The sequence below is a fragment of the Rugamonas sp. DEMB1 genome, from assembly GCF_029834475.1.
In the GTDB taxonomy this organism is placed as follows: Bacteria; Pseudomonadota; Gammaproteobacteria; order Burkholderiales; family Burkholderiaceae_D; genus Rugamonas; species Rugamonas rubra.
Genome location: NZ_CP122407.1, coordinates 6,145,811 through 6,171,974, shown reverse-complemented (window position 1 = coordinate 6,171,974; position 26,164 = coordinate 6,145,811). Strand labels below are relative to the sequence as shown.

Genomic DNA, 26,164 nt, shown 5'->3' with positions numbered 1-26,164 from the left:
AAACTCCCAGTCAGGTTGGTCTAGTTATAAGATTGCTTTGGTGCTAAAAGAACTTGGTTGAATCCAATTCCCGATAACGATTGGATTCAATCTTGATGGACATCTCTAGCAAATTACAGGCCACGTGGCGCCGTGGCCGTTCAAAACACCGTTGTTTCACTCTGTGGGCGAGTGCTTTTCCGGTTTCCTGCGCCGCGCCGCGCGCCTTGCCGGGGCTGGCCGTGCGCACCATCCGGGGGCCGCGTGGGCGGGCGCTTCCCCGTGTTGGTGCGCGCGGCGCAAAGTGTATGCAATGTTCTACAGGCCGGCCAGCGCCTCGGCCAGGTTGATCTTGCGGCCCGGCTCGCCCAGCCGCAGGCGCCCCTCGATCTCCAGCAGGTGGTGCTCGATCAGCGCGCCGGCCTGCTCCGCCTTGCCCTGTTCGATCAGCGCCATCAACTCCTTGTGCTCGTCGTTCTCGCACATCGAGGCGCCGGGGCTCTCGTACAGCGCGATGATCAGCGAGCAGCGCGACACCAGCTCGCCCATGAAGCGCAGCAGCACCTGGTTGCCGGCCAGCTCGGCCAGCAGCAGGTGGAACTCGCCGCCCAGCCTGATCCAGCTGGCGCGGTCGCCGGTGCGGCGCGCCTGGTCCTCCGCCTCCAGCGCCTGGCGGATCTGCTGCAGCGAGGCCGGCGTGCGGTGGCGTATCACCAGCGGCACGATCTCGCGCTCGAGCGCGCGGCGCGCGGCGAAGATGTCGCGCGCCTGCTCCGGCGTGGGCGAGGCGATCACCGCGCCACGGTTCGGCCGCAGCTCGATGATGTGGTCGTGCGCCAGCCGCTGCAGCGCCTTGCGCACGGTGGTGCGGCTGACCCGGTACAGCTCGCAGAAGTCGGCCTCGCCCAGATGGGTGCCGGGCGGCAGGCGGTGGCTCATGACGGCGTTGACGACTGCGCGGTAGATGCGCAGGTCGACGGCGGTGGTGCCGCGCTTGAGGCGCGCGCCGCTGTTGGCGGCGGCGCCGTCGGCCGCCGCCGCGAGAGTTGTCGCGGCGCCGGCGGCGGCTGGTGCAGCGGCCTTGCGTTTGCCCGGTGGGGCCGGCGCGGTGGATGGCTTGCTCATGTTGCGTTCTCCAGAGTCGGTCGCGGGACTGGCCCGTTGCGGCGGGGCGGCAGCGGGTGTGTGAACAACACATAAAGCAGGATTCGTGCTCACATTGTGTACGAAAAATCCGCCGCCCTGCGCATCCGTGGCGCGTTTTTGCACGTTTATGGTGAGTTGTTGTGGTTTATTTGGTGCGCTTTTGTACACAAGTTCGCCAAAAGCGGGCGCCGCCGCCGCGGGCGGGGGTATGCTTGCTGGCGGCAGCCGCGAATTTTCATGGCATGCAAATTGCGTCTGTCATTCGAGGAAATGAACTGTGCATTTGTATACAAATTGACGATGGAGGTAACGCCCGATGAATCACGACGCGGTCCCACCGCAGCCCCAGCGCGCCGAACCGCGCCTGCAGCTGCTGGGCATCTCCAAGATCTATCCGTCGGTGGTGGCCAACGCCGAGGTCAACCTGACGGTGATGCCGGGCGAGATACACGCCGTGCTGGGCGAGAACGGCGCCGGCAAGAGCACGCTGATGAAGATCATCTACGGCGTCACCAAGCCGGACGCCGGCGAGATCATGTGGGAGGGCAGGCAGGTGCACATCCACTCGCCGTCGGACGCGCGCAAGCTCGGCATCGGCATGGTGTTCCAGCACTTCGCCCTGTTCGAGACGCTGACCGTGGCCGAGAACATCGCCCTGGCGCTCGACGAGAAGAGCACGCCGGCCCAGCTGGCGCCGCGCATCCGCGCCGTGTCCGAGCAGTACGGCCTGCCGCTCGACCCGCAGCGGCGCATCCACAGCATGTCGGTGGGCGAGCGCCAGCGCGTCGAGATCGTGCGCTGCCTGCTGCAGTCGCCGCGCCTGCTGATCATGGACGAGCCGACCTCGGTGCTGACGCCGGACGCCGTGCTCAAGCTGTTCGAGTCGCTGCGCCGGCTGGCCAGCGAGGGCGTCAGCATCCTCTACATCAGCCACAAGCTCGACGAGATCCAGGCCCTGTGCGACCAGGCCACCGTGCTGCGCGGCGGCCGCGTCTCCGGCACGGCGGTGCCGCGCGAGGAGACGGCGCGCTCGCTGGCCGAGCTGATGATCGGCCGCGAGCTGCCCAGCTGCCACCTGGCGCCGCGCGAGCCGGGCGCGGTGCGGCTGGCCATCGGCCCGCTCAGCGTGGCCAGCGACGACCCCTTCGGCACGCATTTGCAGGACGTCGCGCTGGAGCTGCGCGGCGGCGAGATCGTCGGCATCGCCGGCATCTCCGGCAACGGCCAGCAGGAGCTGTTGAAGGCCATCTCCGGCGAGCTGCCGCTGGCCGACGCCGGCGCCATCCGCATCGACGGCGCGCCGGCCGGCCGGCTCGACGCGGCGGCGCGGCGCCAGCTCGGCCTGTGCTTCGTGCCGGAGGAGCGGCTCGGCCGCGGCGCCGTGCCCGACCTGTCGCTGGCCGACAACGCGCTGCTGACCGGCTACCTGCCGGCCGGCGCCACCGGCATGGTCAAGCGCGGCCTGATCCAGCGCGGCGCGGTGCGCGACTTCGCCCGCGCCGTCATCGCCCGCTTCAACGTCAAGTGCGGCGGCGAGCAGTCGGCCGCCGCCAGCCTGTCCGGCGGCAACCTGCAGAAGTTCATCGTCGGCCGCGAGATCGCGCTGGCGCCCAAGGTGATGGTGCTGGCGCAGCCCACCTGGGGCGTCGACATCGGCGCCGCCATGCTGATCCGCCAGGCCATCATCGACCTGCGCGACCAGGGCGTGGCGGTGCTGGTGCTGTCGGAGGAGCTCGACGAGCTGTTCATGATGAGCGACCGCATCGCCGTGCTGGCCAAGGGCCGCCTGTCGCGCGCGGTGCCGGCGGCCGGCACCAACATCAACCAGATCGGCGTGTGGATGAGCGGCGATTTCGACCACGTCCACCACGACGACCAAGACCACCACGGCCAGGCGCTGCCGGCCAAGCAAGGAGCAACCCATGTCACGGCTTGAACTACGTCCCGAACCGTCGCGCGCGATGATGCTGGCCTCGCCGCTGATCGCGGCGGCGGCCATGCTGCTGAGCGGCTCCGTGCTGTTCTTCTTCCTCGGCCAGGAGCCGCTGCACGCCTTCTACATCTACTTCGTCAAGCCGGCCACCACGCTGTACGGCGTCGGCGAGCTGCTGCTCAAGGCCACGCCGCTGATCCTGTGCGGCGTCGGCCTGGCGATCGGCTTCCGCGCCAACGTCGCCAACATCGGCGCCGACGGCCAGCTGACCATGGGCGCCATCGCCGCCGGCAGCGTGGCGCTGTATTTCGACGACGTGCAGGCCGGCTGGCTGCTGCCGTTGATGGTCGTCGCCGGCGCGCTCGGCGGCATGGCCTGGGCGGCCATCCCGGCGCTGCTGCGCACCCGCTTCAACACCAGCGAGATTTTGGTCAGCCTGATGCTGGTCTACGTCGCCTACCTGTACCTGAGCTATCTGGTGCACGGCCCGCTGCGCGACCCGGCCGGCTTCAACTTCCCGCAGTCGAAGATGTTCAACGAGTCGGCCACGCTGCCGCTGCTGATCGAGGGGCTGCGCATCAACGCCGCCTTCCCGCTGTCGCTGCTGGCGGTGGCCGGCGCCTGGTTCTTCTGCAGCCGCACCTTCGCCGGCTACCGCATGCAGGTCAGCGGCATGGCGCCGGCGGCCGCCGCCTACGCCGGCTTCAGCGAGCCTCGCAACGTCTGGGCCGCCTTCATGATCAGCGGCGCGCTGGCCGGCATCGCCGGCGTCGGCGAGGTGGCCGGCCCGCTGGGCCAGCTGCAGCCCTCGGTGTCGCCCGGCTACGGCTTCGCCGCCATCATCGTCGCCTATGTCGGCCGGCTGCATCCGGTCGGCGTGTTCCTGTCGGCGCTGCTGATGTCGCTGCTCTACATCGGCGGCGAGTCGGCGCAGATCGAGCTGCAGCTGCCGTCTGCCATCACCGGCCTGTTCCAGGGCTGCTGCTGTTCTACCTGCTGGCCGCCGACCTGTTCATCCACTACCGCTTCAAGCCGCGCAAGCGCGTCGTACCCAAAGCCGCCGCCTTGGCAAGCGCCGCCGCCACCATTCCCGCCGGAGAGACCGCACCATGAATCCAGAACTGTTGATCGCCTTCCTGGCCAGCACCGCCGGCGCCGCCACGCCCTTGATCATGGCTTCGATGGGCGAGCTGGTGACCGAGCGCTCCGGCGTACTCAATTTGGGCATCGAGGGCATGATGCTGGTCGGCGCCGTGGTCGGCTTCGCCGTCACGCTGGGCACCGGCCAGGTCACCCTGGGCCTGCTGGCGGCCATGCTGGCCGGCCTGGGCATGGCGCTGATCTTCGCCTTCCTGGTGCTGACGCTGCAGACCAACCAGGTGGCCACCGGCCTGGCGCTGACCCTGTTCGGCATCGGCCTGTCGGCCTTCCTCGGCCGCGGCCTGGTCGGCCAGACGGTCGACCCGCTGCCGCACCTGCACTTCCCGCTGCTGTCCGACATCCCCTTCGTCGGGCCGCTGCTGTTCCGCTTCGACAGCATGGTCTACGCCTCGCTGCTGCTGGTGGCGGCGGTCGCCTGGATGCTGGCGCGCAGCCGCCTCGGCCTGATGATACGGGCGGTCGGCGAGTCGCCCGACAGCGCCCACGCCATCGGCTTCCACGTCATCGGCCTGCGCTACGGCACGGTGATGTTCGGCGGCGCCATGGCCGGCCTGGGCGGCGCCTACCTGTCGCTGGCGCTGACGCCGATGTGGGTCGAGGGCATGACGGCGGGGCGCGGCTGGATCGCCCTGGCGCAGGTGGTGTTCGCCACCTGGAAGCCGCGCGGCGTGATGCTGGGCGCCTACCTGTTCGGCGGCGTCACCGTGCTGCAGTTCCACGGCCAGGGCTTCGGCCTGGCGGTGCCGTCGGAGTTCCTGTCGATGCTGCCCTACCTGGCCACCATCGTCGTGCTGGTGATCATCTGCCGCAATCCGCAGACGATTCTGCTCAACAAGCCGATGTCGCTGGGGCAGAACTTCCGCGCCGACTGAGGACGGGGAGGGGGGGCACCCCCTTCCCCTGTGGCTAGCAAACCACAATCTGCCGCAACGCAACATTTTGAGACAATCCAGCAATTTTGTCCTGCTACACTGATGGCATATTGCGGTTCCTTCCGCACGACGGCGCGCTTCAGCCGCTGCCGTCCATCTTCATGTGGCGACCCCCAACCCCCGGTTCGCGTATCGATATTGTTTTTCGTTTTGTCCTGTTATTCCACATTGAAGGAAAGCGGCGATGCGCAACAACTCCCCGGTCACGCAGAACGAGTATGTTTTAAGCGACGGCAAGACCATCGTCTCGACCACGGACTTGCAGGGCAACATCAACTACGCCAACCCCTATTTCATCGAGGTCAGCGGCTTCGCCGAGCAGGAGCTGATCGGCGCGCCGCAGAACATCCTGCGCCATCCGGACATGCCGGCCGAGGCCTTCGCCGACCTGTGGCGCACCATCCAGGACGGCATGCCGTGGACCGGCATGGTGAAGAACCGTTGCAAGAACGGCGACTATTATTGGGTGCTGGCCAACATCACGCCGGTGATCGAGCAGGGCCGGCCGATCGGCTACATGTCGGTGCGCACCAAGCCCAGCCGCGAGCAGGTCAAGCAGGCCGGCGCCGTCTACGACGAGATCCGCCAGGGCAATCCGCGCGGCCTGCGCATCGTCAACGGCCGCGTCGAGCAGAGCGGCGTGCTGGCGACCCTGGCCGGCTGGCGCAAACTGTCGCTGGCGCGCCACATCGGCCTGAACGCGGGTTTGATCAGCGTCATGATGGCGCTGTTCGCCGTCGCGCTGTGGGACGTCCACGGCACGAGCGGCCGGGCGCTGCACGCCTGGCTGAGCGGCGTGGCCGGCCTGGCGGCGTTGATGACCCTGTATTTCTGGAGCAGCCTCTACAACAACGTCGTCGTGCCGCTGCGGCGCGCCACCGGCGCCGCCCGCCAGATGGCCGGCGGCGACCTGACCGGCGAGATCGTCATCGAGCGCGACGACGAGGTGGGCCAGCTGCTGGCGGCGCTGCGGCAGATGAACGTCAACCTGCACAGCATCATCAGCGACGTGCGCAGCAACTTCGCCGAGATCACCGTCGCCACCGGCGAGATCGCCACCGGCAATATGGACTTGTCCGGCCGCACCGAGTCGCAGGCCTCCAGCCTGCAGCAGACCGCCGCCAGCATGGAACAGTTGACCTCCAACGTGCAGCAGAGCGCCGGCAGCGTGGCGCGCGCCAACGAGCTGGCCGGCAGCGCCTCGCGGGTGGCCAAGGCGGGCGGCGACATCGTCTCGCAGGTGGTGCTGACGATGGGCGACATCAGCGACTCGTCGCGCAAGATCCTCGACATCATCGGCCTGATCGACGGCATCGCCTTCCAGACGAATATTTTGGCGCTGAACGCCGCCGTCGAGGCGGCCCGCGCCGGCGAGGAGGGCAGGGGCTTCGCCGTGGTGGCCAGCGAGGTGCGCGGCCTGGCGCAGCGCTCGGCCACGGCGGCCAAGGAGATCAAGGGCTTGATCGACATGTCGATCGCCAAGGTCAACGCCGGCACCGCGCTGACCAACAGCGCCGGCGCCACCATGAGCGAGGTGATGCAGTCGGTCGACCGCGTCACCCAGGTCATGGACGAGATCTCCAACTCGACCAGCGAGCAGAGCCTGGGCATCGGCCAGGTCAACGACGCGGTGATCCACATCGACGACATCACCCAGCAGAACGCGGCGCTGGTGGAGCAGGCCGCCGCCGCCGCCGGCAACCTGGAGCAGCAGGCGCGCCATGTGGAACAGGCGATGGCGGTGTTCAAGCTGAAGTCGCAGGCGCGGACGGCGCCGGCCGGTGTGGCCCAGCCGAACCGGGCGCCGCTGGCGGGCCTGCCGCTGCTGCGCCGGCCGGCCCTGCCGGCGGCCAAGGTGGTCAGCCTGCCGCGCCGGGTCAAGCAACTGGCGTAGACGGCGCCACGGCGGAGGCGGCCGGCCACTGCGCCGGCCGCTTTGGTTTACCATGTCGTTTCCAATGACCGCATTGAAACGATATAAACGATGATGACAGTTCTACGCCGCGTCGCCATCGAGGACAAGGATTGGGTATTCGACACCGACAACAGCCAGTCGCTGCTGCTGGCGGCGCAGGCGGCCGGCATCCGCCTGCCGAGCTCCTGCCGCAACGGCACCTGCCGCACCTGCCTGTGCCAACTGGCCGGCGGCAGCGTGCGCTACTTGATCGAGTGGCCGGGACTGAGCCTGGACGAGAAGCGCGAGGGCTACATCCTGCCCTGTGTCGCGCTGGCCGAGTCGGACTTGGTGTTGCGGGTGCCGGCGGCGCGGCGTATCGAGTAGCGGCGGCCGGTGCGGCGCGGCGGCGCGCGCTGGCGCCGTCGCGCGCTTCGGTGGCGGCGGCTGCGCCGGCGTCGCCAGCTGCGCCGCCATCGGCACTGGCCCGGGCGTCAGCGCTTGCGCAGGCGGCTCAGCAGCGCCTCGGCGCTGTCGCTCAGCGGCACGCCGTGCTGGCGCAGCAGCTGCACGTTGAGCACCAGGTTCTCCAGCACCAGCTTGGCCGCCACGGCCAGCAGCGACAGGCGCTTGTCCTCCTCGCTGAAGTTCTCCATGGCGTCGGCCATCTCGCACAGGTGGTTGGCGATCAGGCCGCGCAGCTCCTGCTCGTTGAACGGCAGGTCGGCGAAATCGATCGGGTCCGTCCCGCTCCACTTCCTGCATCAGCAGTTCCAGCTCCTGCGGGGTAATTGTCATGTTGTGCTCCGGTGGTTCGCCCGCTTCCATTCTAGCGGTAACACCGCCTGTGCGTGCGGCAAGCGACCGTGCCGGCCTGATAATCTTACTTTTTTGAATCGTGGCGCGCGCGCGATCAGGCGCGTTAGAATCGACACTTCGGAATCGGAGGGGCGATGGCGCAACTGATTTTCACCCAGCAACTGGGCCGCTTCCTGCCGGTGCCGCAGGTGAGCACCGACGCCGCCGACCTGCGCGCCGCGCTCGACGCCGCCTTCGCCGGCCAGCCCCGGCTGCGCGGCTACGTGCTCGACGAGCAGGGCCATCTGCGCGACAACGTGGTGGTCTTCATCGACGGCAAGCGCAGCCGCGACCGCGCCCTGCTCGACGACGCGCTGGCGCCCGATTCCCAGGTCTACATACTGCAAGCACTCTCTGGAGGCTGACATGAGTACACGCGCTTACCTCGGCACCCGCAAGGCTGTTCGAGCTGGACCAGGTGAAGGGCCAGTGGCAGCTTGGCGCCAGCCACTTCCTCGGCGATCCGGTGTCGATGCTGTTGGCGGACCCGCGCGACGGCAGCCTGTACGCCGCCCTCAACCTGGGCCACTTCGGCGCCAAGCTGCACCGGCTCGACGCCGGTGCCAGCGCCTGGAGCGAGGTGGCGGCGCCGGCCTATCCGGCCAAGCCGGCGGACAGCGCGGACCCGGTTGAGTGGAAGCTCAAGCAGATTTGGTCGCTGGCCGCCGGCGGCGCCGACCAGCCCGGCGTGCTGTGGGCCGGCACCCTGCCCGGCGGCCTGTTCCGCTCGGCCGACCGGGGCGAGTCGTGGCAGCTGGTCGAGTCGCTGTGGAACATGGCGGAGCGCGCCGAGTGGCAGGGCGGCGGCTACGACGTGGCGGGCATCCACAGCATCTGCGTCGACCCGCGCGACAGCCGCGCGCTGTTGGTGGGCGTGTCCACCGGCGGCGCCTGGCTCAGCACGGACGACGGCGCCAACTGGTCGCCGCGCGGCAAGGGCATGAAGGCCCGCTACATGCCGCCGGAACTGGTCGACCAGCAAACGGCGCAGGGCCCCGCACCGTATCGTCCGTTGCGAGGCCATGCCGGACCGCCTGTGGTGCCAGCACCACTGCGGCATCTGGCGCAGCGACGACAACGGCGCCAACTGGAGCGAGGTGACGGCGCCGCTGTCGAGTTTCGGCTTCGCCGTGGCGGTCCATCCGCTGCAGGGCGACACGGCCTGGTTCGTGCCGGCGGTGGCCGACCAGCAGCGCATCCCCGTCGACGCCGCGCTGGTCGTCAACCGCAGCAGCGACGGCGGCGCCAGCTTCACCACCCTGCGCAGCGGCCTGCCGCAGGAGCGCTGCTACGACCTGGTCTACCGCCACGGCCTGGCTGTGGGTGCCGACGGCAGCGCGCTGCTGATGGGCTCGACCACCGGCGGCGTGTGGTTGTCGTCCAACGGCGGCCAGCACTGGCAAACCATCTCCACCACCATGCCGCCGGTGTACGCGGTCTGCTTCGCCGATTGAGGCGATCCCCGGGGTCTGCCCCCGCTTGCTGGCTTGGTTCGGACGGCGTTTGGTTAGTCGCGGATTCAGGCGTAGTAGGCGAGGAACATGTCGACCGCCGTCTCCACCACCTGGCGCTGCACGGCCGGCGGCAGCGGCGGCTGGCCCATGGTCACCTGCGGCCAGAAGGCGAAGGTCTTCAGCTGGCCCTGCAGCAGCGTGGCCGAGAACAGCGGATCGGCCTTGAGCAGCTTGCCGTCGGCCTGGGCGGCGCGCAGCCAGGTGGTCACGCCTTCCTCCTTGTCGCTCAGGCGCGCCACCATGTCCTGGGCGCGCGCGGGCGAGTGGATGGTTTCGGCGATGGCCACCCGGGCCAGGTCGAGGAAGTAGCCGTCCTGTAGCAGCGCCATCTTCTGCGACATCAACTCCAGCAGCTGCTCGCGCAGCGGTACGCCGGCGCGGTAGGCGATCGCCATCAAGGCCGCGCTGCTGTCCCACAACTGGTGCAGGATCTGGGCGAACAACTCGTCCTTGCTGGGGAAGTGGTTGTAGACGGTGCGCTTGGACACGCCGGCGCTGGCGGCGATCTTGTCCATGCTGGTCGCCTCGAAGCCGTTGGCGCGGAACTCGGCGATGGCGGCGGCGACGATGGCGTGGCGCTTGCGGTCGGTCAGGCGCGAGGCGGCGGGGACGGCGGGTGCGGGTGGCGGAATAGACATGCAAGTATTTTACACCGGGTAGTTTACTTTTCCAAAAATAGAAACTACACTGTGTAGTGTACATTGTGCGTTTAAACTCAACCGAAACGGCATCGATCTTGCGCCTATCCCGCCTCATCCTGACCCTTGGAGCCCTGCTCGTCATGAACACCACCGCTATTTCCGCCGACAATGTCGGCGTCCTGACCACGGCGCATCAGCGCGACGGCAAGTACCGCAACCCGGTCGCCATGCACAAGATCGGCTTCGCCAAATCGCTGGGACTGATGGTGCGCTTCCTGTTCAACAAGCCGGCCGACACGGTGCCGAGCAAGCCCATCCCCGTGCAGGTGGTGACCAAGCAACAATTGTTCGATGCGCCAGACAATAGTTTGTTCCGTCTCGGCCATTCGACCATGCTGCTCAAGCTCAGCGGCCAGTTTTGGCTGACCGACCCGGTGTTTTCCGAGCGCGCCTCGCCGGTGCAGTGGGCCGGGCCGCAGCGCTTCCACCAGCCGCCGATCAGCATCGACGATTTGCCGCCGATCACCGGCGTGATCCTGTCGCACGACCACTACGACCACCTCGACTACGCCGCCGTGCTCAAGCTGGCCGCCAAGACCGAGCACTTCATCGCCCCCAACGGCGTCGGCGACACCCTGATCGAATGGGGCATCCCGGCCGGCAAGGTGCATCAACTGGGTTGGTGGCAAAGCAAGCGGGTGGCCGGGCTGAAGCTGGTGGCGACGCCGGCCCAGCACTTTTCCGGCCGTGGCCTGTTCGACGGCAACAAGACGCTGTGGGCCTCCTGGGTCATCGAGGACGGCGACACGCGCGTCTTTTTCAGTGGCGATAGCGGCTATTTCAAGGGATTCAAGGAGATCGGCGACAAATACGGTCCCTTCGACCTGACCATGATCGAAACCGGCGCCTACGATCCGCAGTGGCCGGATATTCATATGCAACCGGAAGAGACGATGCAGGCCCACATCGATTTGCGCGGCAAGGTGCTGCTGCCCATCCATAACGGCACCTTCGACCTGGCCTTGCACGCGTGGAACGAGCCGTTCGAGCGCATCGTCGCGCTGGCCGGTGCACGGGGGCAAACGCTGAGCACGCCGGGCATCGGCAGCGCGCTCGATCTGAAGCGGCCGGCGGCGGGGGAGCAGTGGTGGTTGCAGGCGCTGTAGCGCGCCTGACTATTTAGGGTCAGACCCTAGGGTCTGACCCTGGCTCGGCGGTGCCAGCGCCACCACAACATCGCGGCAGTACGCTCAGGCGGTGATGTTGATCAGCCGGCCCAGGGTTTCGCCCCGGGCGTTGATCTGCGGCTTGGCCTGGGTCAGCTCGGCGGGCAGCTTTTGCTGCGTCACGGGGGGATTTTGGATGGCCCTGTCGAGCCGGATGGCCGGCGCGGCGGCCGGCGCGGTCTGCTGGGCCTGACGGCTTTGTGTCTGGGTCTGGGCCAGTTCGTCCTTGTCCTTGACCAGCTGCTGCTGGCTTTGCTCCAGCCGGCTGGCGTCCTGGTTGACGCGCGACTGGTCTTGCTGCACCAGCCTTTCGGCCTGGGCAATCGATGCTTGCAGACTACTTATGGACGTTACGGAAACCACAGTCATCACCTCAGCCAAATTCCGCCCGGGCACACCAAGTTGACGGGCGCGACGGTGCGGATCGAAATCAATCAAGTGCAGCTTCAGCGTAGGCCATAAAGCGCTTGGACGCCAGAACTTTCGTGCAGTGTTGATAATGCTACTTGTGTTTTCGGAAATAAAAAAGGGCAAGGCCGACTACGCCTTGCCCGCAAAGGGACTCTGTTTAGTAAGCGCTTACTCGCGCCACAACTTCCTGTTTAGAAGCGATACAGCAGCGAAGCCTCGACCGAACGGCCGAACAGCGGACGGGCGTTGATCGGGCCGCTGCCGCCGGTGGTCAGGCGCGAATTGCCTTCGGTCAGGCCGAGGGCGTTGTTGACGTTGCTGGCGTTCAGGCGCAGCTCGATCTTCTCGCCCAGCGAGGCCAGCACGCCCAGGTCGATGGTGCGGTAGGACGGCAGGTATTGCTGGTTGGCCTGGTCGGCGTAGCGCTCGCCGATCGAGGTGTAGGTGCCGTACAGCTTGACCGAGTTGTTGTCGCCGAAGGGGATGCGGTAGGTCGGCGTGAAGCGGAACTGCAGCTTGGGCTGGCGTTGCACGGTGTTGCCGGCGGTGGCCGGGTTGTCGCGGTATTCCGACTTCTGATAGTCGCCCGTCAGGCTCAGCTGCAAATTGGCCAGCGGACGCAGCGCCAGTTCGAACTCGACGCCGTTGCCCTTGGAACCGCTGACCGAGTTCAGCGTGGTGCCGTTGGCGAGGATCTGCGAGAAGGCGATGCCGTCGAATTCCGTGTGGAAGGCGTTCACATAGGCGCTGTAGAACGAGTTGGCGGTCTTGAAACCGATCTCGTACTGGCTCACCTTGGGCGTCGGCAGGACGCTGCGGTCGTTGGCGGCGGCCTGGCTGCCGGCGCCGCGCAGATCGTCGAAGGAGACGAAGGTGTGGCCGCGGTTGGCGCGCACGAAGACGCTGGCGTCCTTGCTCAGCTTGTAGTTGCCGCCGATGGTGAAGGAGTTGGCGCTGTCCTTGCGGTCGATGAAGGTGTTCGAGCCGTTCGGCATCGAGGTGCCGTTGTTGTAGACGGTCAGCGGGTTGTTGTCGGTATCGCCGGACATCAGGTTGGAAATCGTCGCGCTGACGCGCTGGCGCTCATGGCGCACACCGGCGTCGACCTTGATGCGGTCGTTGATCTTCCACTCGTCGGAGACGAAGACGGCGGTGTTGTTGCCGTCGTAGGAGGCGACCGGGGCGTAGAAGACGTTGCCGTCGGTGCCGTTTTTCGACACGACGACGCCGTTGTCCAGGGTCACGTTGATCAGGCTGGCGTTCGGCACGGCGGTCATCAGGTGGCTGTTGCCCAGATACCAGACGTCGCGCGAGGAGTAGTCGGCGAAGTAGCCGCCGACGGTGACGGTGTTGTCCTTGCCCACTTCCTTGCTGACGCGCAGCTCGTCGGTGAAGGAGCTGAGTTTCTTCTCGACCGCCCACAGGCCTGCCTGCACCACTTGCTGGTCGGCCGCCACGTTGCCGCCGTGGACGAAGGTGGTGTTCGCCGAGGTGGCCAGCTTGCCGCCGGCCGCCGCCACGACGGCGGCGTTGCTGTTGGCCGATTTGATGGCGGCGGCGGTGTAGTCGGCCATGCTCAGCGGGTTGTTGCCGGTGAACATGGCGTTGGTGTTGAGGTCGCCGCTGAAGTGGTTGAATTTGTTCGATACGCTCCAATCGCCGATCTTCTGGTCGAAATTGGCGCCGAAGACGGTGGCTTTGAGGCCGCGTCCGTCGCCCAGTTACTTCGTCAGCGTTTTGCCGGGTGCCGCCTCGATGGTGTAGTTGCGCATTTCGCCGCTGACCAGGGTGCCCTTCAGCGGGTCGAAGCCGGGGAAGGCCGAGATGGTGTGGCCGTTGTTGCTGGAGATCAGCGGAACGCCGGTGTAGAAGGCGTTCTTGTCGTCGGTGTTGCGGGCGTAGATGGTCAGCTCGCCCTGGTCCAGCTTGCGTGTCAGGGTGGCGGTCAGCTGGTGGCCGTCGTCGGCCGGGAACTGGGCGTCGCGGATGCCGTCGGTTTTGCGGTAGAAGCCGCCGATGGAGCCGTACCAGCCGTCGCTGATCTTGCCGCTATAGAACATGTCGACGCGGCGCAGGCTGCCGGTGCCGGTGGTGAAGCGCACCGTGCCCTCCGGCGTGTCGCCGCCCTGTTTCAGCAGGAAGTTCATGGTGGCGCCGGGCTGGCCGTTGGAGAAGATGGTGCTCGGGCCGCCGCGCAGCACTTCGACGCGCTCGATGGTGTCGTCGAGGCGGAAGGCGGACGAGCCCTCGAAGAAGGACAGGGTCGGCGGCGGGAAGATCGGGTTGCCCATCATTTGCACGGAGACGAAGGGAGAATCGCTGCCGGAGGGGAAGCCGCGCACCTCGATGTTGGCGCCGGACTGGCCGCCGGTCGATTCGGCGTAGACGCCGGGCACCAGCTTCATGATGTCGGCGGTGCTGCTCGGAGCGGCCGACTTCAGTTGTTCCTCGCTGGCGGTGGTGATCGAGAAGGCCGAGTCGATCTTGCGCACGCCACGGGCGCCGGACACGCCGGTCACCACGACTTGCTGGATCTCCTTGGCGACGGCGTCGCCGGCCGCTACCGACACCGCCGGCGCCGGGGTTTCAACGGCGTTCTGCGCTTGCGCCTGGTTGATGAGCGTCAGTACCGCGAGCGTGACTGAGGACAGTAGGAACTTGTTCTGGCTTTTCATGTGCTTGGCTTTCTCTTTTTTGGTATGAATCATGTCGTCTCCTGGACAGTGTGCCACCTTCCGATGCACCGCAAGGCAGTTCCGTCCCCATCTTCCGCCTGGCTGACACCGGGTCTTTCCTGGCCGCCGAAGCCGGCTTGCGGATTTGGCGGAAAGCAGAAGATTGGCCATTGAAACAATAAATGATATCGATGTCAATTGAATTGTTATCGATGTCATCAAATGCGCCACACGCAAAAAACCTGTCATAATGCGTGCGCAAACCCCGTTTCCAACCTAAGAGCCATCAATGCCATCGAACAAGATTAACGTGCGTAAAAGCGACTCGGCGCTGACGATGGAAGACCTGGCCAAGCTGGCCGGCGTCTCCAAGATCACCGTCTCGCGGGCGCTGCGCGATAGTCCGCTGGTCACGCTGGAAACCCGGGAGAAGGTGCGGCAGATCGCCACCGAGCAGGGCTACCGCCTCAACATCAGCGCGCGCAATCTGCGCATGCGGCGCAGTTATTCGGTCGCCGTTGTGGTGGAAATGACACCCGTGCGCGGCCGGCCGATGTCCGACCCCTATCCGTTGGAGTTGTTGGGCGGCATCACGCAGGAGCTGACCACGGCCGGCTACAGCGTCGTGCTGACCTCCAAGCAGTTGATGGACACGGCGCCGGTGCAGGGCGCCGACGGCCTGATCCTGCTGGGGCAGGGCTCGCACGGCGAGGCGGTGCGCACCCTGCAACTGACCGGCATGCCGCTGGTGGTGTGGGGCGCGCCGGAGGCCGGCGCCGACTACATCGTGGTCGGCAGCGACAACCGCAAGGGCGGCATCAGCGCGGCCGAGCGCTTCATCGCCCAAGGCCGCAAGAAGCTGGTGTTCCTCGGCGACGTGGACCACGCCGAGGTGCAGGAGCGCTGCGCCGGCTTCATCGACGCCATGGGCGGCCTGGCGATGGTGCACATCGTCCGGCCCAAGGCCTTCACCTTCGAGGCCGGCTTCGACAGCATGTCGACCTTGCTGAAGAAGAAGGGCGCCAGCTTCGACGGCGTGTTCGCCGCCAGCGACCTGCTGGCGATGGGCGCGATCCGCGCGCTGGCGGAAAAGAACCTGCGGGTGCCTGAGAACGTGTCCGTCATCGGCTACGACGATACGCCCGGCGCGGCCAGTTTTGTGCCGCCGCTGACCAGCGTGCACCAGTATCTGCGCGACGGCGGCGTGTTGTTGGCCAAGAAGATGCTGGGCCTGATCGAAGGCGAAGCGGTGACGTCGGAGATGTTGCCGACCACCTTGATGGTGCGCCAGACCTAGTCCGCTAGTCGCCCCAGAAATAATTTCCACCTGATGTAAAAAACCAACAGAAAAAATGCCGGCCACGGGTTTGATCCCGAATCCAAACCGGTTTGAGATACAAGAATAAGCACTTTTAAAGGAATCCACGTGCAGCCGTCAGACCGTCCCCAACATACCTTCCCTCTCGAAGCATGGTGCATTCGGGAAACTTCCTTCGACACGGCCTCGCATTTCCTCGACGAGACCCTGTTCGCGCTGGGCAATGGCTACATCGGCCTGCGCGGCGCCCACGAGGAGGGTTATAGCGGCCCGGCCGGCACCTCGCTCGACGGCACTTATTTGAACGGTTTCTACGAATCGGAGCCGATCCACTATCCGGAGGCGGCCTACGGCCTGGCCAAGACCAACCAGTTCATGCTCAACGTGCCGAACGCCAAGGGCATCGCGCTGTGGCTGGAGGACGAGCGCTTCGACCTGCTCGAAGGCAAGCTGGAACGCTACGAGCGCAGCCTGGACTTCCGCACCGGCATCCTGCTGCGCACCCTGGAGTGGACCTCGCCGCAGGGCCGCCGCGTGGCGGTGACCAGCCGCCGCCTGGTCAGCTTCGACGACAAGCATCTGTTCGCCATCGAATACGAGGTGGTGGCGCTGAACTTCTCCGGCCGTGTGCGGCTGGTCTCCAGCGTCGACGGCGCGGTGAAAAACATCGAGGCGGGCGACGATCCGCGCGTCGGTTCGGCCGTGTCCGGCCAGTCGCTGCGCGTGGTCGATTCGCAACAGGGGCCGAACTTCTCGGCGCTGGTGCAGCGCACCAGCAACAGCGGCTTCATGCTGGTCAGCGCGGCGCAGACGGAATTGCGCGGCATCTACGAGCTGACCCAGAGCCGCGGCGAGCAGCGCCTGGAGCAGACCTACACGGTGGCCGCGCTGGAGGGCGAGGCCGTGCGCCTGTGCAAGTTCGGTTGCTACTACTCGTCGCGCGACTATCCCGAGTCGGAATTGATGGTGCGCGCCAAGGAAACCTTGGCGCTGGCGCAAGGGCAGGGCTTCCGCGCGCTGGCCCAGGCGCAGGAGCAATACCTGGCCAACTTCTGGCAGCAGGCCGACGTGCAGATCGCCGGCGACGACGCGCTGCAACAGGGTATCCACTTCAACCAGTTCCACCTGCTGCAATCGGTCGGGCGCGACGGCAAGACCAACATCTCGGCCAAGGGCGTCACCGGCGAGGGCTACGAGGGCCACTACTTCTGGGACACGGAAATCTACATCTTCCCGTTCTTCCTCTACAGCAAACCCGAAATCGCCAAGAAACTGTTGGAGTACCGCTACGCCGGCCTGGCCAAGGCGCGCGAGCGGGCGCGGCAGATGTCGCACGCGGTCGGCGCCCTGTATCCATGGCGCACCATCGCCGGCGAGGAATGCTCGGCCTACTTCCCGGCAGGCACCGCGCAATACCACATCAACGCCGACATCGCCTATTCGATCAAGCTGTACATGGAGGCCACCGGCGACCTCGACTATTTGATCCGCTACGGCGCCGAGATCGTCATGGAGACGGCGCGCATCTGGATCGGCCTGGGCTGCTACGACCGCGCCGGCCGCTACTGCATCAACCAGGTGACCGGACCGGACGAGTACACCGCCCTGGTCAACAACAACTACTACACCAACGCGATGGCGCAGATGCACCTGAACTTCGCCGCCGCCATCGCCGAGCAGTTGCAGACCGAGCATCCGGCCGAGTACGCCCGCATCGCCGCCTTGGCCGGCCTGGACGCCGCCGAACCGGCCGAATGGCGCCGCGCCGCCGCGCTGATGTTGCTGCCATACGACGAGGCGCTGCAAATCCACGCCCAGGACGACAGCTTCCTGTCGAAGAAAAAATGGGACTTCGCCGCCACGCCGAAAGAAAACTACCCGCTGCTGCTGAACTACCACCCGATGGTGATCTACCGCCACCAGGTGTGCAAACAGGCAGACGTGGTGCTGGCCTTGCTGTTGCTCGGAGAGCAATTCACGCTGGACGACAAACGCCGCGATTTCGACTACTACGAGGCGGTAACCACCCACGATTCGTCGCTATCGTCGTGCATCTTCAGCATCATCGCCTCCGAGGTCGGCTACCACGACAAGGCCTATGACTACTTCATGGAGACCGCGCGCCTCGACTTGGACGACACCCACGGCAACACGCACTACGGCGTGCACACCGCCGCCATGGCCGGCACCTGGATGGGCGTGGCCTACGGCTTCGCCGGCATGCGCGTGTTCGACGGCGCGCTGCACTTCGCGCCGACCCTGCCCAAGCAGTGGCAGCACTACACCTTCAAGATCCACTTCCAGGGCGCCTTGCTGGAGCTGCGGGTCGAGCCGGCGCGGGTCGAGTACCGCCTGTTGCAGGGCGAGACCTTGGGTTTCCACCACCACGGTGAGCGTATCGAGATGACGCTGGCCACCCCTGTGCAATCGCGCAGCCATTGAGAGAGCCAACATGAGCACATCGCGTTTTAAAGCCGTCATCTTCGACCTCGATGGCGTCATCACCGACACCGCCCACTACCACTACCTGGCGTGGAAGCGCATGGCCGAGCAGCTGGGCGTGTATTTCGACCACGCCTTCAACGAGCAGTTGAAGGGCATCGACCGGATGGGTTCGCTGGAGCTGATCCTGGCCGCCGCCGGCCGCCTGTACACGGTGGAGGAGAAGCTGGCGCTGGCCGACAGCAAGAACCTGCACTACCAGGAGTTGATCACCGGCATGACGGCGGCCGACCTGCTGCCGGGCGCGGTCGCCGCGCTTGATGCGGTGCGCGCCGCCGGCTTGAAGATCGGCCTGGCCTCGGTCAGCAAGAACGCCTTCACCGTGCTGGACCGCCTGGGCATCCGCGACAAGTTCGACTACGTGGTCGACGCCGCACTGATCGCCCGTGGCAAGCCGGACCCGGAGATTTTCCTCAAGGCAGCCAGCGAGCTCGGCGTGGCGCCGGCCGACTGCCTCGGCGTGGAGGACGCCGTGGCCGGCGTGGCCGCGATCAAGGCGGCCGGCATGTTCGCGCTGGGGGCCGGCTTGCCGCAAGTGTTGACCCAGGCCGACCTGGTGATCACCGGGCTGGACCAGTTTGACCTGGCGGTTCTGCAACAGGTGCCGGTGTCCTTGCAAACCCCAGCGGCGTAAATCTAGGGTCAGACCCTAGGGTCTGACCCTGGCTCTCCGCCGTTGGGTGGTTTCAACCGCCCCCGGCGCCTTGATTTACGTGACGCTCGGGGTAGACCGCAGGTCGCACCCCGAAAAAACAGTTCCAACCACATAAAAATAAGAATAAAAATGAACACCATCCGGAGACAGCATGAAAAACCAGCGCATCCTCTTTGCCTTATTCCTGATCTACTTCGTCTTTGCGATCCTGCTCAATAGCGTCGGCACCGTCATCCTGCAGGTGATCGGCAACTACGGCGTCAGCAAGTCGGGCGCCAGCGTGCTGGAGGGCTTCAAGGACTTGCCGATCGCCATAGTGTCCTTCCTCGTCGCCTCCTTCCTGCCCCGGCTCGGCTACAAAAAGTCGATGTTGATCGGCCTGGCCATCGTCAGCCTGGCCTGCACGGCCATGCCCCTGCTGCCGAGTTTTTTGACCACCAAATTGTTGTTCCTCTGCGTAGGCGTGGCCTTCGCGCTGGTCAAGGTGTCGGTGTATTCCACCCTGGGCCTGGTCGCCGCCGACCGCAAGCAACACGCCAGCCTGATGAACCTGCTGGAGGGCTTCTTCATGGTCGGCGTGCTCAGCGCCTACTGGGTGTTCGGCTACTTCATCGACTCCAGCGACCCCAAGTCGCCCAGCTGGCTGCAGGTGTACTGGGTGCTGGCGCTGCTGTGCGCGCTGACCTTCGCGCTGCTGCTGTCGACGCCCTTCAACGAGGACCGCGCCGCGCTGCCGCCGGCGCGCGGCATCGCCGGCGACTTCGCCGCCATGCTGCAGCTGTTCTTCAAGCCGCTGGTGTGCGTGTTCGTCATCACCGCCTTCCTCTACGTGCTGATCGAGCAGAGCGTGGGCACCTGGTTGCCAACCTTCAACAACGAGATCCTCAAGCTGCCGGCAGCGATGAGCGTGCAAGTGACCAGCATCTTCGCCGCCTGCCTGGCCATCGGCCGCCTGTCGGCCGGCGTGCTGATGCGCCGCCTGAACTGGTATCCGGTGATGAACGCCTGCGTCGTCGGCATGGCGGCGATGGTGCTGCTGGCCCTGCCGCTGACCCACGATGTTGTGGCAGATCCACACATCAGCTGGTCGACGGCGCCGCTGGCCACCTTCCTGTTTCCGCTGATCGGCCTGTTCATGGCGCCCATCTATCCGGCCATCAATTCGGTGATGCTGAGCTCCCTGCCAAAACATCAACACTCCGCCATGACTGGGCTGCTGGTGATTTTCTCGGCACTCGGCGGCACCACCGGCTCGCTGATCACAGGTTATGTATTCGGCAACTTCAGCGGTCATTTCGCCTTCTACCTGACTCTGGTTCCCATCTCTATCGTCTTGATTATGTTGTATTTTTTCAAAAATGCGGTGAACCACAGTGAGGGGGAATTTGATGGCTCGGCTATAATCAGTAGTCAACATTGATCGCTTCTCCATGAATCTCAAGAGTCTTGCCAACCTGCTGGGTATCTCCAAAACCACGGTGAGCCGTGCTTTGAACGGTTATCCAGAGGTGAACGGACGCACCCGCGAGCGCGTGGTGGCGGCGGCCAAGGCGGCCGGCTACCAGCCCAATCCGATGGCGCGCAGCCTGGCCGTGGGCCGCACCAACGTGTTCGGCATCATCTACCCGCTGCTGCCCACCGACCTGGGCGACCCGATGTTCCTCGACGTGGTCGGCGGCATGTCCGAGGCGCTGGAGCTGGCCAAGATGAACCTGATCATCGCGCCGGTGTCGCCGCAGAACGAGCAGCCGTCCTACCAGCAGATCGTGCGCGGCCGCCGCGTCGACGGCCTGGTGGTCGGCCGCACGCTGGTGCACGACGAGCGCATCGCCTACCTGAGCAAGAGCGGCTTTCCCTTCGTCGCCCACGGCCGCACGGTGATGAAGGCGCCCTACGCCTGGTTCGACTACGACAACGCGGCCGGCATCAAGCTGGCGCTGGATTGCTTGCTGGGGCAAGGCCACCAGCGCATCGCCCTGCTCAGCGCGCCGCTGGAACTGAATTTCGCCGCCCAGCGCAAGGACAGCTTCGTCGCCGCCATGAACGCGGCCGGCCTGGCCGTCGATCCGCGCTACTTGATCCCCGACACGCTGGACCGCCGCACCGGCTACCAGGGCATGCAGCAGTTGCTGGCCTGTTCGCCCCGGCCGACGGCGGTGATCGTCGACAACCACCTGTCCGGCGTTGGTGCCGTGCGTGCGCTGCTCGACGCCGGCGTGACGATCGGCAAGGACATTTCCGTCATCGTCTGGGGCAGCATGGCCGACACGCTGGCCGGCTCCAACGTCACCACCATCGACCAGCCCGAGCCGCGCCGCGCCGGCGCGCGCATGGTCGAGATGCTGCAGGCCATCATCGACGGCACCCCGCCGGGCGAGCTGCACGAGCTGTGGCAGCCGGTGCTGCTACCGGGCGAGACGGTCGGGCCCTGCCTGGGCTAGACGCCGGCTTCGGCCACGCGCCGCAGCGCTTTACAATGGATTACAATGAACCATTGTAATTACAAGCGACGGCGGTAATCCATGGTAAATCCTTCTGCTGAGATCGACTGGCACTACCCGCGCACTGCGCTGGCGCAAGGCTATCTGGACACTTTGCGGGCGGGATTGATCTCGTCGCTGGTGCTGTTCGCGCCGCGCCGCAAGGGCAAGACCGAGTTCCTGTTGGACGATTTTCTGCCGGCGGCCGAGGCGGCCGGCTATCTGACCGTGTATTGCAGCATGTGGCAGAACCGTTCCGATCCGCTGGCGGCCCTGCTGGCCGCGCTGGCCGAGGCGGCCAAGCCGAAGACCTTGGGCGCCAAATTGCAGCACCGCCTGCTGCGCCCGTTCAAGAAGACCAGTCTGGAATTCGAGTTGAGCCACGTCGGCAAGGTCAAGGCGGAGGCCGAGTTCAACGCCAAGGACGGCGGCAGCCAGGCCCAGTTGCAGCGTCTGCCCGAGCTGATCGACAGCGTGGTCGCCGCCTCCAAGGGCAAGGTGCTGATCGCCTTCGACGAGATCCAGCATTTGGCCAAGCCGGAGTTCCAGGAGTTGGTGGCGGCGCTGCGCACCACGCTGGACGTGCGCAAGAAGACGGTCAAGACCATCTTCACCGGCTCGTCGCGCAACCGCTTGCAGATGATGTTCAGCCAGATCAAGGCGCCCTTGTTCCAGTTCAGCCAGAGTACCGATTTTCCCGAGTTGGATGCCGGCTTTGTCGCCTTCATGGCCGGCGCGTTCAGGCAGGCCACCGGGCGCGAGCTGGCGCTGGAGCAGGCCAACGCCGCCTTCCTGGCGCTGGGCAGCACGCCGGGCTTGTTCCACGACGCGGTGGAGCGGGTGATGAAGATGGGCGGCGTTGACATCGCCGGCGTGGCGCAGGGTGTGTTGACGGAGGCGCGCGAGGCGTCCGGTTATGCGCAGCGCTTGATGGAGATGCGGCCGTTGGACCGCGAGGTGATCCGCGTCATCGTGGCGCGCGCGCCCTTGTACACGGACGAAACGCGCACCAGGCTGGCGTTGGCCATCGGGCTGGGGGGCGAGCCGCTGTCGGCGCGCCAGGTGCAGGTGGCGGTGGAGCGCTTGCTGGCCGAGCAGATTATCTACCAGGCCGCGCGCGGGGTGTATGAGATCGAGGACCACCAGCTGGGCGAGTGGCTGATGGCGGCGCCGCAGATGATGGGCGCGGGCGATATTGAAGGCGACGAGCCGCTGGCGCCTTGATTGTGAAGCGAACCCCAACCGCTCTTTGCGGCTGAGCGGCGGTCGGCTGATCCAGGGTCAGACCCTCAGGGTCTGACCCTCAATGCCCGTCGCTGACTCGCCAGCGACGGGAAACGGGCATCGTAGCAGGCGCGCAGAACTTTACATGTTGCGGCGGTACTGGCCGCCAACCTCGAACAGCGCCGTGGTGATCTGCCCCAGCGAGCAGACGCGCACGGCGTCCATCAACTTCTCGAACACGTTGGCGTTGTCGATCGCGGCCTGCTGCAGCGCGGCCAGCACCTGCGGCGCCTCGGCCGCGTTGCGGGCGTGGAAGGCGTCGAGGCGGGTCAGCTGCGACTGCTTCTCGTCGTCGGTGGAACGGGCCAGTTCGATCTTCTGCGGCGTGTCGTTGGCCTTCGGGTTGCGGAAGGTGTTGACGCCGATGATGGGCAGGGTGCCGTCGTGCTTCTGGTGCTCGTACAGCATCGACTCTTCCTGGATCTTGCCGCGCTGGTAGCCGGTCTCCATCGCGCCGAGCACGCCGCCACGTTCGGCGATGCGTTCGAACTCCTGCAGCACCGCCTCCTCCACCAGGTCGGTCAGCTCGTCCATGATGAAGGAACCCTGGTTCGGGTTCTCGTTCTTGGCCAGGCCCCATTCGCGGTTGATGATCAATTGGATCGCCAGCGCGCGGCGCACCGACTCGTCGGTCGGCGTGGTGATCGCCTCGTCGTAGGCGTTGGTGTGCAGCGAGTTGCAGTTGTCGTAGATGGCGATCAGCGCCTGCAGCGTGGTGCGGATGTCGTTGAAGTCGATCTCCTGCGCGTGCAGCGAGCGGCCGGAGGTTTGGATGTGGTACTTGAGCTTCTGGCTGCGGTCGTTGGCGCCGTATTTGTCGCGCATGGCCACGGCCCACAGGCGGCGGGCGACGCGGCCCAGCACCGTGTATTCCGGGTCCATGCCGTTGGAGAAGAAGAACGACAAATTCGGCGCGAAGTCGTCGATGTGCATGCCGCGCGCCAGGTAGGCTTCGACGAAGGTGAAGCCGTTCGACAGCGTGAAGGCCAGTTGCGAGATCGGGTTGGCGCCCGCCTCGGCGATGTGGTAGCCGGAGATCGACACGGAGTAGAAGTTGCGCACCTCGTGGTGGACGAAGTATTCCTGGATGTCGCCCATCACCTTCAGCGAGAACTCGGTCGAGAAGATGCAGGTGTTCTGCCCCTGGTCTTCCTTGAGGATGTCGGCCTGCACGGTGCCGCGCACGTTCTGCAGCACCCAGGCGCGGATCTTGGCCGCCTCGTCGGCGCTCGGCTGGCGCTTGTTCTCTTCGGCGAACTTGTCGACCTGCTGGTCGATGGCGGTGTTCATGAACATCGCCAAAATCGTCGGCGCCGGGCCGTTGATGGTCATCGAGACGGAGGTGCTCGGGCTGCACAGGTTGAAGCCGTCGTACAGCACCTTCATGTCGTCGAGCGTGGCGATGGAGACGCCGGAGTTGCCGACCTTGCCGTAGATGTCGGGCCGCAGCGCCGGGTCGGCGCCGTACAGGGTGACCGAGTCGAAGGCGGTCGACAGGCGCTTGGCGTCCATGCCGGTGGAGACCAGCTTGAAGCGGCGGTTGGTGCGGAAGGCGTCGCCTTCGCCGGCGAACATGCGGGTCGGGCCCTCGCCCTCGCGCTTGAAGGCGAACACGCCGGCGGTGAAGGGGAAGGAGCCGGGCACGTTCTCCAGCATCAGGAAGCGCAGGATCTCGCCGTGGTCCTCGTAGCGCGGCAGGGCGACCTTGCGGATCTTGGTGCCGGACAGGGTGTGCTGGACCAGGCGGGTGCGGATTTCCTTGTCGCGGATCTTGACCACGTAGTCGTCGCCGGCGTAGGCGGCCTGCATGTCCGGCCATTGCGCCAGCAGCTTCTTGGCGCCGCCGTCCATGGCGGCGTCGCGCTCGGTGATCAGGTCGTCGAAGTCGGCGTGCTTCTGCGCCAGGACCAGCATGCGCTTGGCTTCGGACAGTTGCTGGCGTTCGCGCGCCAGCACCACCTGCTTGCGGGTGAACTTGTGGTAGCCGCGCACGGTGTCGGCGATCTCGGCCAGGTAGCGGGCGCGCGCCGGCGGCACGATGACGTGCTTGCCGCTGGAGTATTTGACGTCGACGGTGGGCAGCTTGCCGGCCTTGGCGGGCAGGCCGAACTGGGCCAGCTTGGGCAGCAGGCCCTGGTACAGCGCGGTGACGCCGTCGTCGTTGAAGCGCGACGCCTGGGTGCCGAAGACCGGCATCTCGTCGGGCCGCTTGCTCCACAGCTCGCGGTTGCGCTGGTACTGCTTGGCGACGTCGCGCAGCGCGTCGAGCGAGCCTTTGCGGTCGAACTTGTTGATGGCGATGAAGTCGGCGAAGTCGAGCATGTCGATCTTCTCGAGCTGCGAGGCGGCGCCGAATTCCGGCGTCATCACGTACATCGAGACGTCGACGTGCGGCACGATGGCGGCGTCGCCCTGGCCGATGCCGGAGGTTTCGACGATCACCAGCTTGAAGCCGGCCACCTTGCAGGCGGCGATCACGTCGGGCAGCGCCTGCGAGATCTCCGAGCCGGCTTCGCGCGTGGCCAGCGAGCGCATGAACACGCTGGCCTTGCCGTTCCACGGGTTGATGGCGTTCATGCGGATGCGGTCGCCCAGCAGCGCGCCGCCGGACTTGCGCCGCGACGGGTCGATCGAGATGATGGCGATGTCGATGGTGTCGCCCTGGTCGAGGCGGATGCGGCGGATCAGTTCATCGGTCAGCGAGGACTTGCCGGCGCCGCCGGTGCCGGTGATGCCCAGGGTCGGCACGGCCAGGCCGGCGGCCGCTGCGAGCAGCTCGGCGCGCAGCGCGGGCGTGGCCTTGTCGTTCTCCAGCGCGGTGATCAGCTGGGCCAGCGGGCGGTGGCGCTCGGCGATGTCGGCCGCGCCGTCGCCGGCGCAGGGAAGCAGAGGCGCCAGCGTGGTCGGCGAATACTGCGACAGGTCGATGTCGCATTGCTGCACCATCCATTGGATCATGCCCACCAGGCCCATGCGCTGGCCGTCCTCGGGGCTGAAGATCTTGGTCACGCCGTAGGCATGCAGGTCGGCGATCTCGTCGGGGACGATGACGCCGCCGCCGCCGCCGAACACCTTGATGTGGGCGCCGCCGCGCTGGCGCAGCAGGTCGATCATGTACTTGAAGTATTCGACGTGGCCGCCCTGGTAGCTGGAGATGGCGATGCCCTGCACGTCCTCGGCCAGGGCCGCCGTGACGACCTCGTCGACCGAGCGGTTGTGACCCAGGTGGACCACTTCCACACCGTTCGACTGCAGGATGCGGCGCATGATGTTGATCGAGGCGTCGTGGCCGTCGAACAGCGAGGCGGCGGTGACAAAGCGGACTTTGTTGGCCAGCTTGGGCTGTTCGGGCGCTGCGGCGACTTTTGGTGCGGAGAGGTCGTTCATGGTGTCCTTGTTGTGCGTGCGCGGTCTGGGGCGGATTCTAAGTTATATGACGTTAACGTTAACGTCAAGAGGAACTCGGCAAGCGCAGACGGCGAAATTGTTCTTTACTCAACCCCCCCGGGCGGAGGCGGGGGTCTGACCCCGTGCGGGGTCAGACCCCTTTTTGCG

At 66.1% G+C, this 26,164-nt stretch carries 18 protein-coding genes and 3 pseudogenes; 14 read left to right on the top strand and 7 right to left on the bottom strand.

Annotated features, from left to right (window positions below; genetic code table 11):
• Window positions 1-297: 297 nt before the first annotated feature.
• Window positions 298-1,104, bottom strand: a complete 807-nt coding sequence (locus QC826_RS28425) for a GntR family transcriptional regulator (RefSeq protein WP_279763414.1) — start codon at window positions 1,102-1,104, stop codon at window positions 298-300.
• Window positions 1,105-1,441: 337 nt separating this feature from the next.
• Here QC826_RS28425 and QC826_RS28420 point away from each other — a divergent pair, with 337 nt between their 5' ends.
• The 5 genes and pseudogenes from QC826_RS28420 (at window position 1,442) to QC826_RS28400 (ending at window position 7,432) form a co-directional block, all read left to right on the top strand.
• On the top strand, window positions 1,442-3,061 hold the full coding sequence (locus QC826_RS28420; protein ID WP_279763413.1) for an ABC transporter ATP-binding protein: 1,620 nt from the start codon (window positions 1,442-1,444) through the stop codon (window positions 3,059-3,061).
• Window positions 3,048-4,171 (top strand): annotated as a pseudogene (locus QC826_RS28415) (ABC transporter permease). The gene QC826_RS28420 and the pseudogene QC826_RS28415 overlap by 14 nt, the downstream one beginning before the upstream one ends.
• Window positions 4,168-5,091, top strand: coding sequence for an ABC transporter permease (locus QC826_RS28410; RefSeq protein ID WP_279763412.1), 924 nt, complete (start codon window positions 4,168-4,170; stop codon window positions 5,089-5,091). Before QC826_RS28415 ends, QC826_RS28410 begins: the two are co-directional and overlap by 4 nt.
• Before the next feature lie 244 nt (window positions 5,092-5,335).
• On the top strand, window positions 5,336-7,045 hold the full coding sequence (locus tag QC826_RS28405) for a PAS domain-containing methyl-accepting chemotaxis protein (RefSeq protein WP_279763411.1): 1,710 nt from the start codon (window positions 5,336-5,338) through the stop codon (window positions 7,043-7,045).
• Window positions 7,046-7,138: 93 nt separating this feature from the next.
• Window positions 7,139-7,432, top strand: a complete 294-nt coding sequence (locus QC826_RS28400) for a 2Fe-2S iron-sulfur cluster binding domain-containing protein (RefSeq protein WP_093385927.1) — start codon at window positions 7,139-7,141, stop codon at window positions 7,430-7,432.
• A gap of 107 nt (window positions 7,433-7,539) precedes the next feature.
• On the opposite strand, the pseudogene QC826_RS31845 reads toward QC826_RS28400, so the two are convergent.
• A pseudogene (locus tag QC826_RS31845) lies at window positions 7,540-7,843 on the bottom strand (hypothetical protein).
• A gap of 155 nt (window positions 7,844-7,998) precedes the next feature.
• On the opposite strand from QC826_RS31845, the gene QC826_RS28390 reads away from it, so the two are divergent.
• The gene (locus QC826_RS28390) at window positions 7,999-8,268 is read left to right on the top strand and encodes a MoaD/ThiS family protein (protein ID WP_279763409.1); all 270 of its coding nucleotides are present in this window, start codon (window positions 7,999-8,001) and stop codon (window positions 8,266-8,268) included.
• Window position 8,269: 1 nt separating this feature from the next.
• A pseudogene (locus tag QC826_RS28385) lies at window positions 8,270-9,357 on the top strand (exo-alpha-sialidase).
• A 65-nt stretch (window positions 9,358-9,422) separates the two neighbouring features.
• On the opposite strand, the gene QC826_RS28380 reads toward QC826_RS28385, so the two are convergent.
• Window positions 9,423-10,055, bottom strand: coding sequence for a TetR/AcrR family transcriptional regulator (locus tag QC826_RS28380; RefSeq protein ID WP_279763408.1), 633 nt, complete (start codon window positions 10,053-10,055; stop codon window positions 9,423-9,425).
• A gap of 143 nt (window positions 10,056-10,198) precedes the next feature.
• Here QC826_RS28380 and QC826_RS28375 point away from each other — a divergent pair, with 143 nt between their 5' ends.
• Window positions 10,199-11,224: an MBL fold metallo-hydrolase gene (locus QC826_RS28375; RefSeq protein ID WP_279763407.1), complete on the top strand. Its 1,026-nt coding sequence runs from the start codon at window positions 10,199-10,201 to the stop codon at window positions 11,222-11,224.
• 84 nt (window positions 11,225-11,308) lie between these two features.
• Here QC826_RS28375 and QC826_RS28370 read toward each other — a convergent pair whose 3' ends face one another.
• The 3 genes from QC826_RS28370 to QC826_RS28360 form a co-directional block, all read right to left on the bottom strand.
• Window positions 11,309-11,587, bottom strand: coding sequence for a hypothetical protein (locus QC826_RS28370; RefSeq protein ID WP_279763406.1), 279 nt, complete (start codon window positions 11,585-11,587; stop codon window positions 11,309-11,311).
• A gap of 299 nt (window positions 11,588-11,886) precedes the next feature.
• Window positions 11,887-13,359 carry a TonB-dependent receptor domain-containing protein gene (locus QC826_RS28365; RefSeq protein WP_409567907.1) on the bottom strand — a complete coding sequence of 491 codons (1,473 nt, stop codon included), beginning with the start codon at window positions 13,357-13,359 and terminating at the stop codon, window positions 11,887-11,889.
• 57 nt (window positions 13,360-13,416) lie between these two features.
• Window positions 13,417-14,403: a TonB-dependent receptor plug domain-containing protein gene (locus QC826_RS28360; protein ID WP_279763404.1), complete on the bottom strand. Its 987-nt coding sequence runs from the start codon at window positions 14,401-14,403 to the stop codon at window positions 13,417-13,419.
• A 277-nt stretch (window positions 14,404-14,680) separates the two neighbouring features.
• On the opposite strand from QC826_RS28360, the gene QC826_RS28355 reads away from it, so the two are divergent.
• From QC826_RS28355 to QC826_RS28330, 6 genes are all read left to right on the top strand, one after another.
• On the top strand, window positions 14,681-15,667 hold the full coding sequence (locus QC826_RS28355; protein ID WP_279763403.1) for a LacI family DNA-binding transcriptional regulator: 987 nt from the start codon (window positions 14,681-14,683) through the stop codon (window positions 15,665-15,667).
• 129 nt (window positions 15,668-15,796) lie between these two features.
• On the top strand, window positions 15,797-18,130 hold the full coding sequence (locus QC826_RS28350) for a glycoside hydrolase family 65 protein (RefSeq protein WP_279763402.1): 2,334 nt from the start codon (window positions 15,797-15,799) through the stop codon (window positions 18,128-18,130).
• Between the two features lie 10 nt (window positions 18,131-18,140).
• Window positions 18,141-18,824: a beta-phosphoglucomutase gene (gene pgmB / locus QC826_RS28345; RefSeq protein ID WP_279763401.1), complete on the top strand. Its 684-nt coding sequence runs from the start codon at window positions 18,141-18,143 to the stop codon at window positions 18,822-18,824.
• A 172-nt stretch (window positions 18,825-18,996) separates the two neighbouring features.
• Entirely contained in the window at window positions 18,997-20,265 is a 1,269-nt protein-coding gene (locus QC826_RS28340; RefSeq protein WP_279763400.1) for an MFS transporter, read from the top strand.
• Window positions 20,266-20,275: 10 nt separating this feature from the next.
• Window positions 20,276-21,286, top strand: a complete 1,011-nt coding sequence (locus QC826_RS28335) for a substrate-binding domain-containing protein (RefSeq protein ID WP_279763399.1) — start codon at window positions 20,276-20,278, stop codon at window positions 21,284-21,286.
• Between the two features lie 81 nt (window positions 21,287-21,367).
• Window positions 21,368-22,549, top strand: coding sequence for a hypothetical protein (locus QC826_RS28330; protein ID WP_279763398.1), 1,182 nt, complete (start codon window positions 21,368-21,370; stop codon window positions 22,547-22,549).
• 141 nt (window positions 22,550-22,690) lie between these two features.
• Here the strand turns inward: QC826_RS28330 and icmF are convergent, their stop codons facing one another.
• Window positions 22,691-25,996, bottom strand: coding sequence for a fused isobutyryl-CoA mutase/GTPase IcmF (gene icmF / locus QC826_RS28325; protein WP_279763397.1), 3,306 nt, complete (start codon window positions 25,994-25,996; stop codon window positions 22,691-22,693).
• Window positions 25,997-26,164 lie beyond the last annotated feature (168 nt).

Excerpts from the sequence above, each read along its gene's own strand:
- QC826_RS28425 (WP_279763414.1), bottom strand. The coding sequence starts at position 1,104 with ATGAGCAAGCCATCCACCGCGCCGGCCCCACCGGGCAAACGCAAGGCC.
- QC826_RS28420 (WP_279763413.1), top strand. The coding sequence starts at position 1,442 with ATGAATCACGACGCGGTCCCACCGCAGCCCCAGCGCGCCGAACCGCGC.
- QC826_RS28410 (WP_279763412.1), top strand. The coding sequence starts at position 4,168 with ATGAATCCAGAACTGTTGATCGCCTTCCTGGCCAGCACCGCCGGCGCC.
- QC826_RS28405 (WP_279763411.1), top strand. The coding sequence starts at position 5,336 with ATGCGCAACAACTCCCCGGTCACGCAGAACGAGTATGTTTTAAGCGAC.
- QC826_RS28400 (WP_093385927.1), top strand. The coding sequence starts at position 7,139 with ATGACAGTTCTACGCCGCGTCGCCATCGAGGACAAGGATTGGGTATTC.
- QC826_RS28390 (WP_279763409.1), top strand. The coding sequence starts at position 7,999 with ATGGCGCAACTGATTTTCACCCAGCAACTGGGCCGCTTCCTGCCGGTG.
- QC826_RS28380 (WP_279763408.1), bottom strand. The coding sequence starts at position 10,055 with ATGTCTATTCCGCCACCCGCACCCGCCGTCCCCGCCGCCTCGCGCCTG.
- QC826_RS28375 (WP_279763407.1), top strand. The coding sequence starts at position 10,199 with ATGAACACCACCGCTATTTCCGCCGACAATGTCGGCGTCCTGACCACG.
- QC826_RS28360 (WP_279763404.1), bottom strand. The coding sequence starts at position 14,403 with ATGATTCATACCAAAAAAGAGAAAGCCAAGCACATGAAAAGCCAGAAC.
- pgmB (WP_279763401.1), top strand. The coding sequence starts at position 18,141 with ATGAGCACATCGCGTTTTAAAGCCGTCATCTTCGACCTCGATGGCGTC.
- QC826_RS28340 (WP_279763400.1), top strand. The coding sequence starts at position 18,997 with ATGAAAAACCAGCGCATCCTCTTTGCCTTATTCCTGATCTACTTCGTC.
- QC826_RS28335 (WP_279763399.1), top strand. The coding sequence starts at position 20,276 with ATGAATCTCAAGAGTCTTGCCAACCTGCTGGGTATCTCCAAAACCACG.
- QC826_RS28330 (WP_279763398.1), top strand. The coding sequence starts at position 21,368 with ATGGTAAATCCTTCTGCTGAGATCGACTGGCACTACCCGCGCACTGCG.
- icmF (WP_279763397.1), bottom strand. The coding sequence starts at position 25,996 with ATGAACGACCTCTCCGCACCAAAAGTCGCCGCAGCGCCCGAACAGCCC.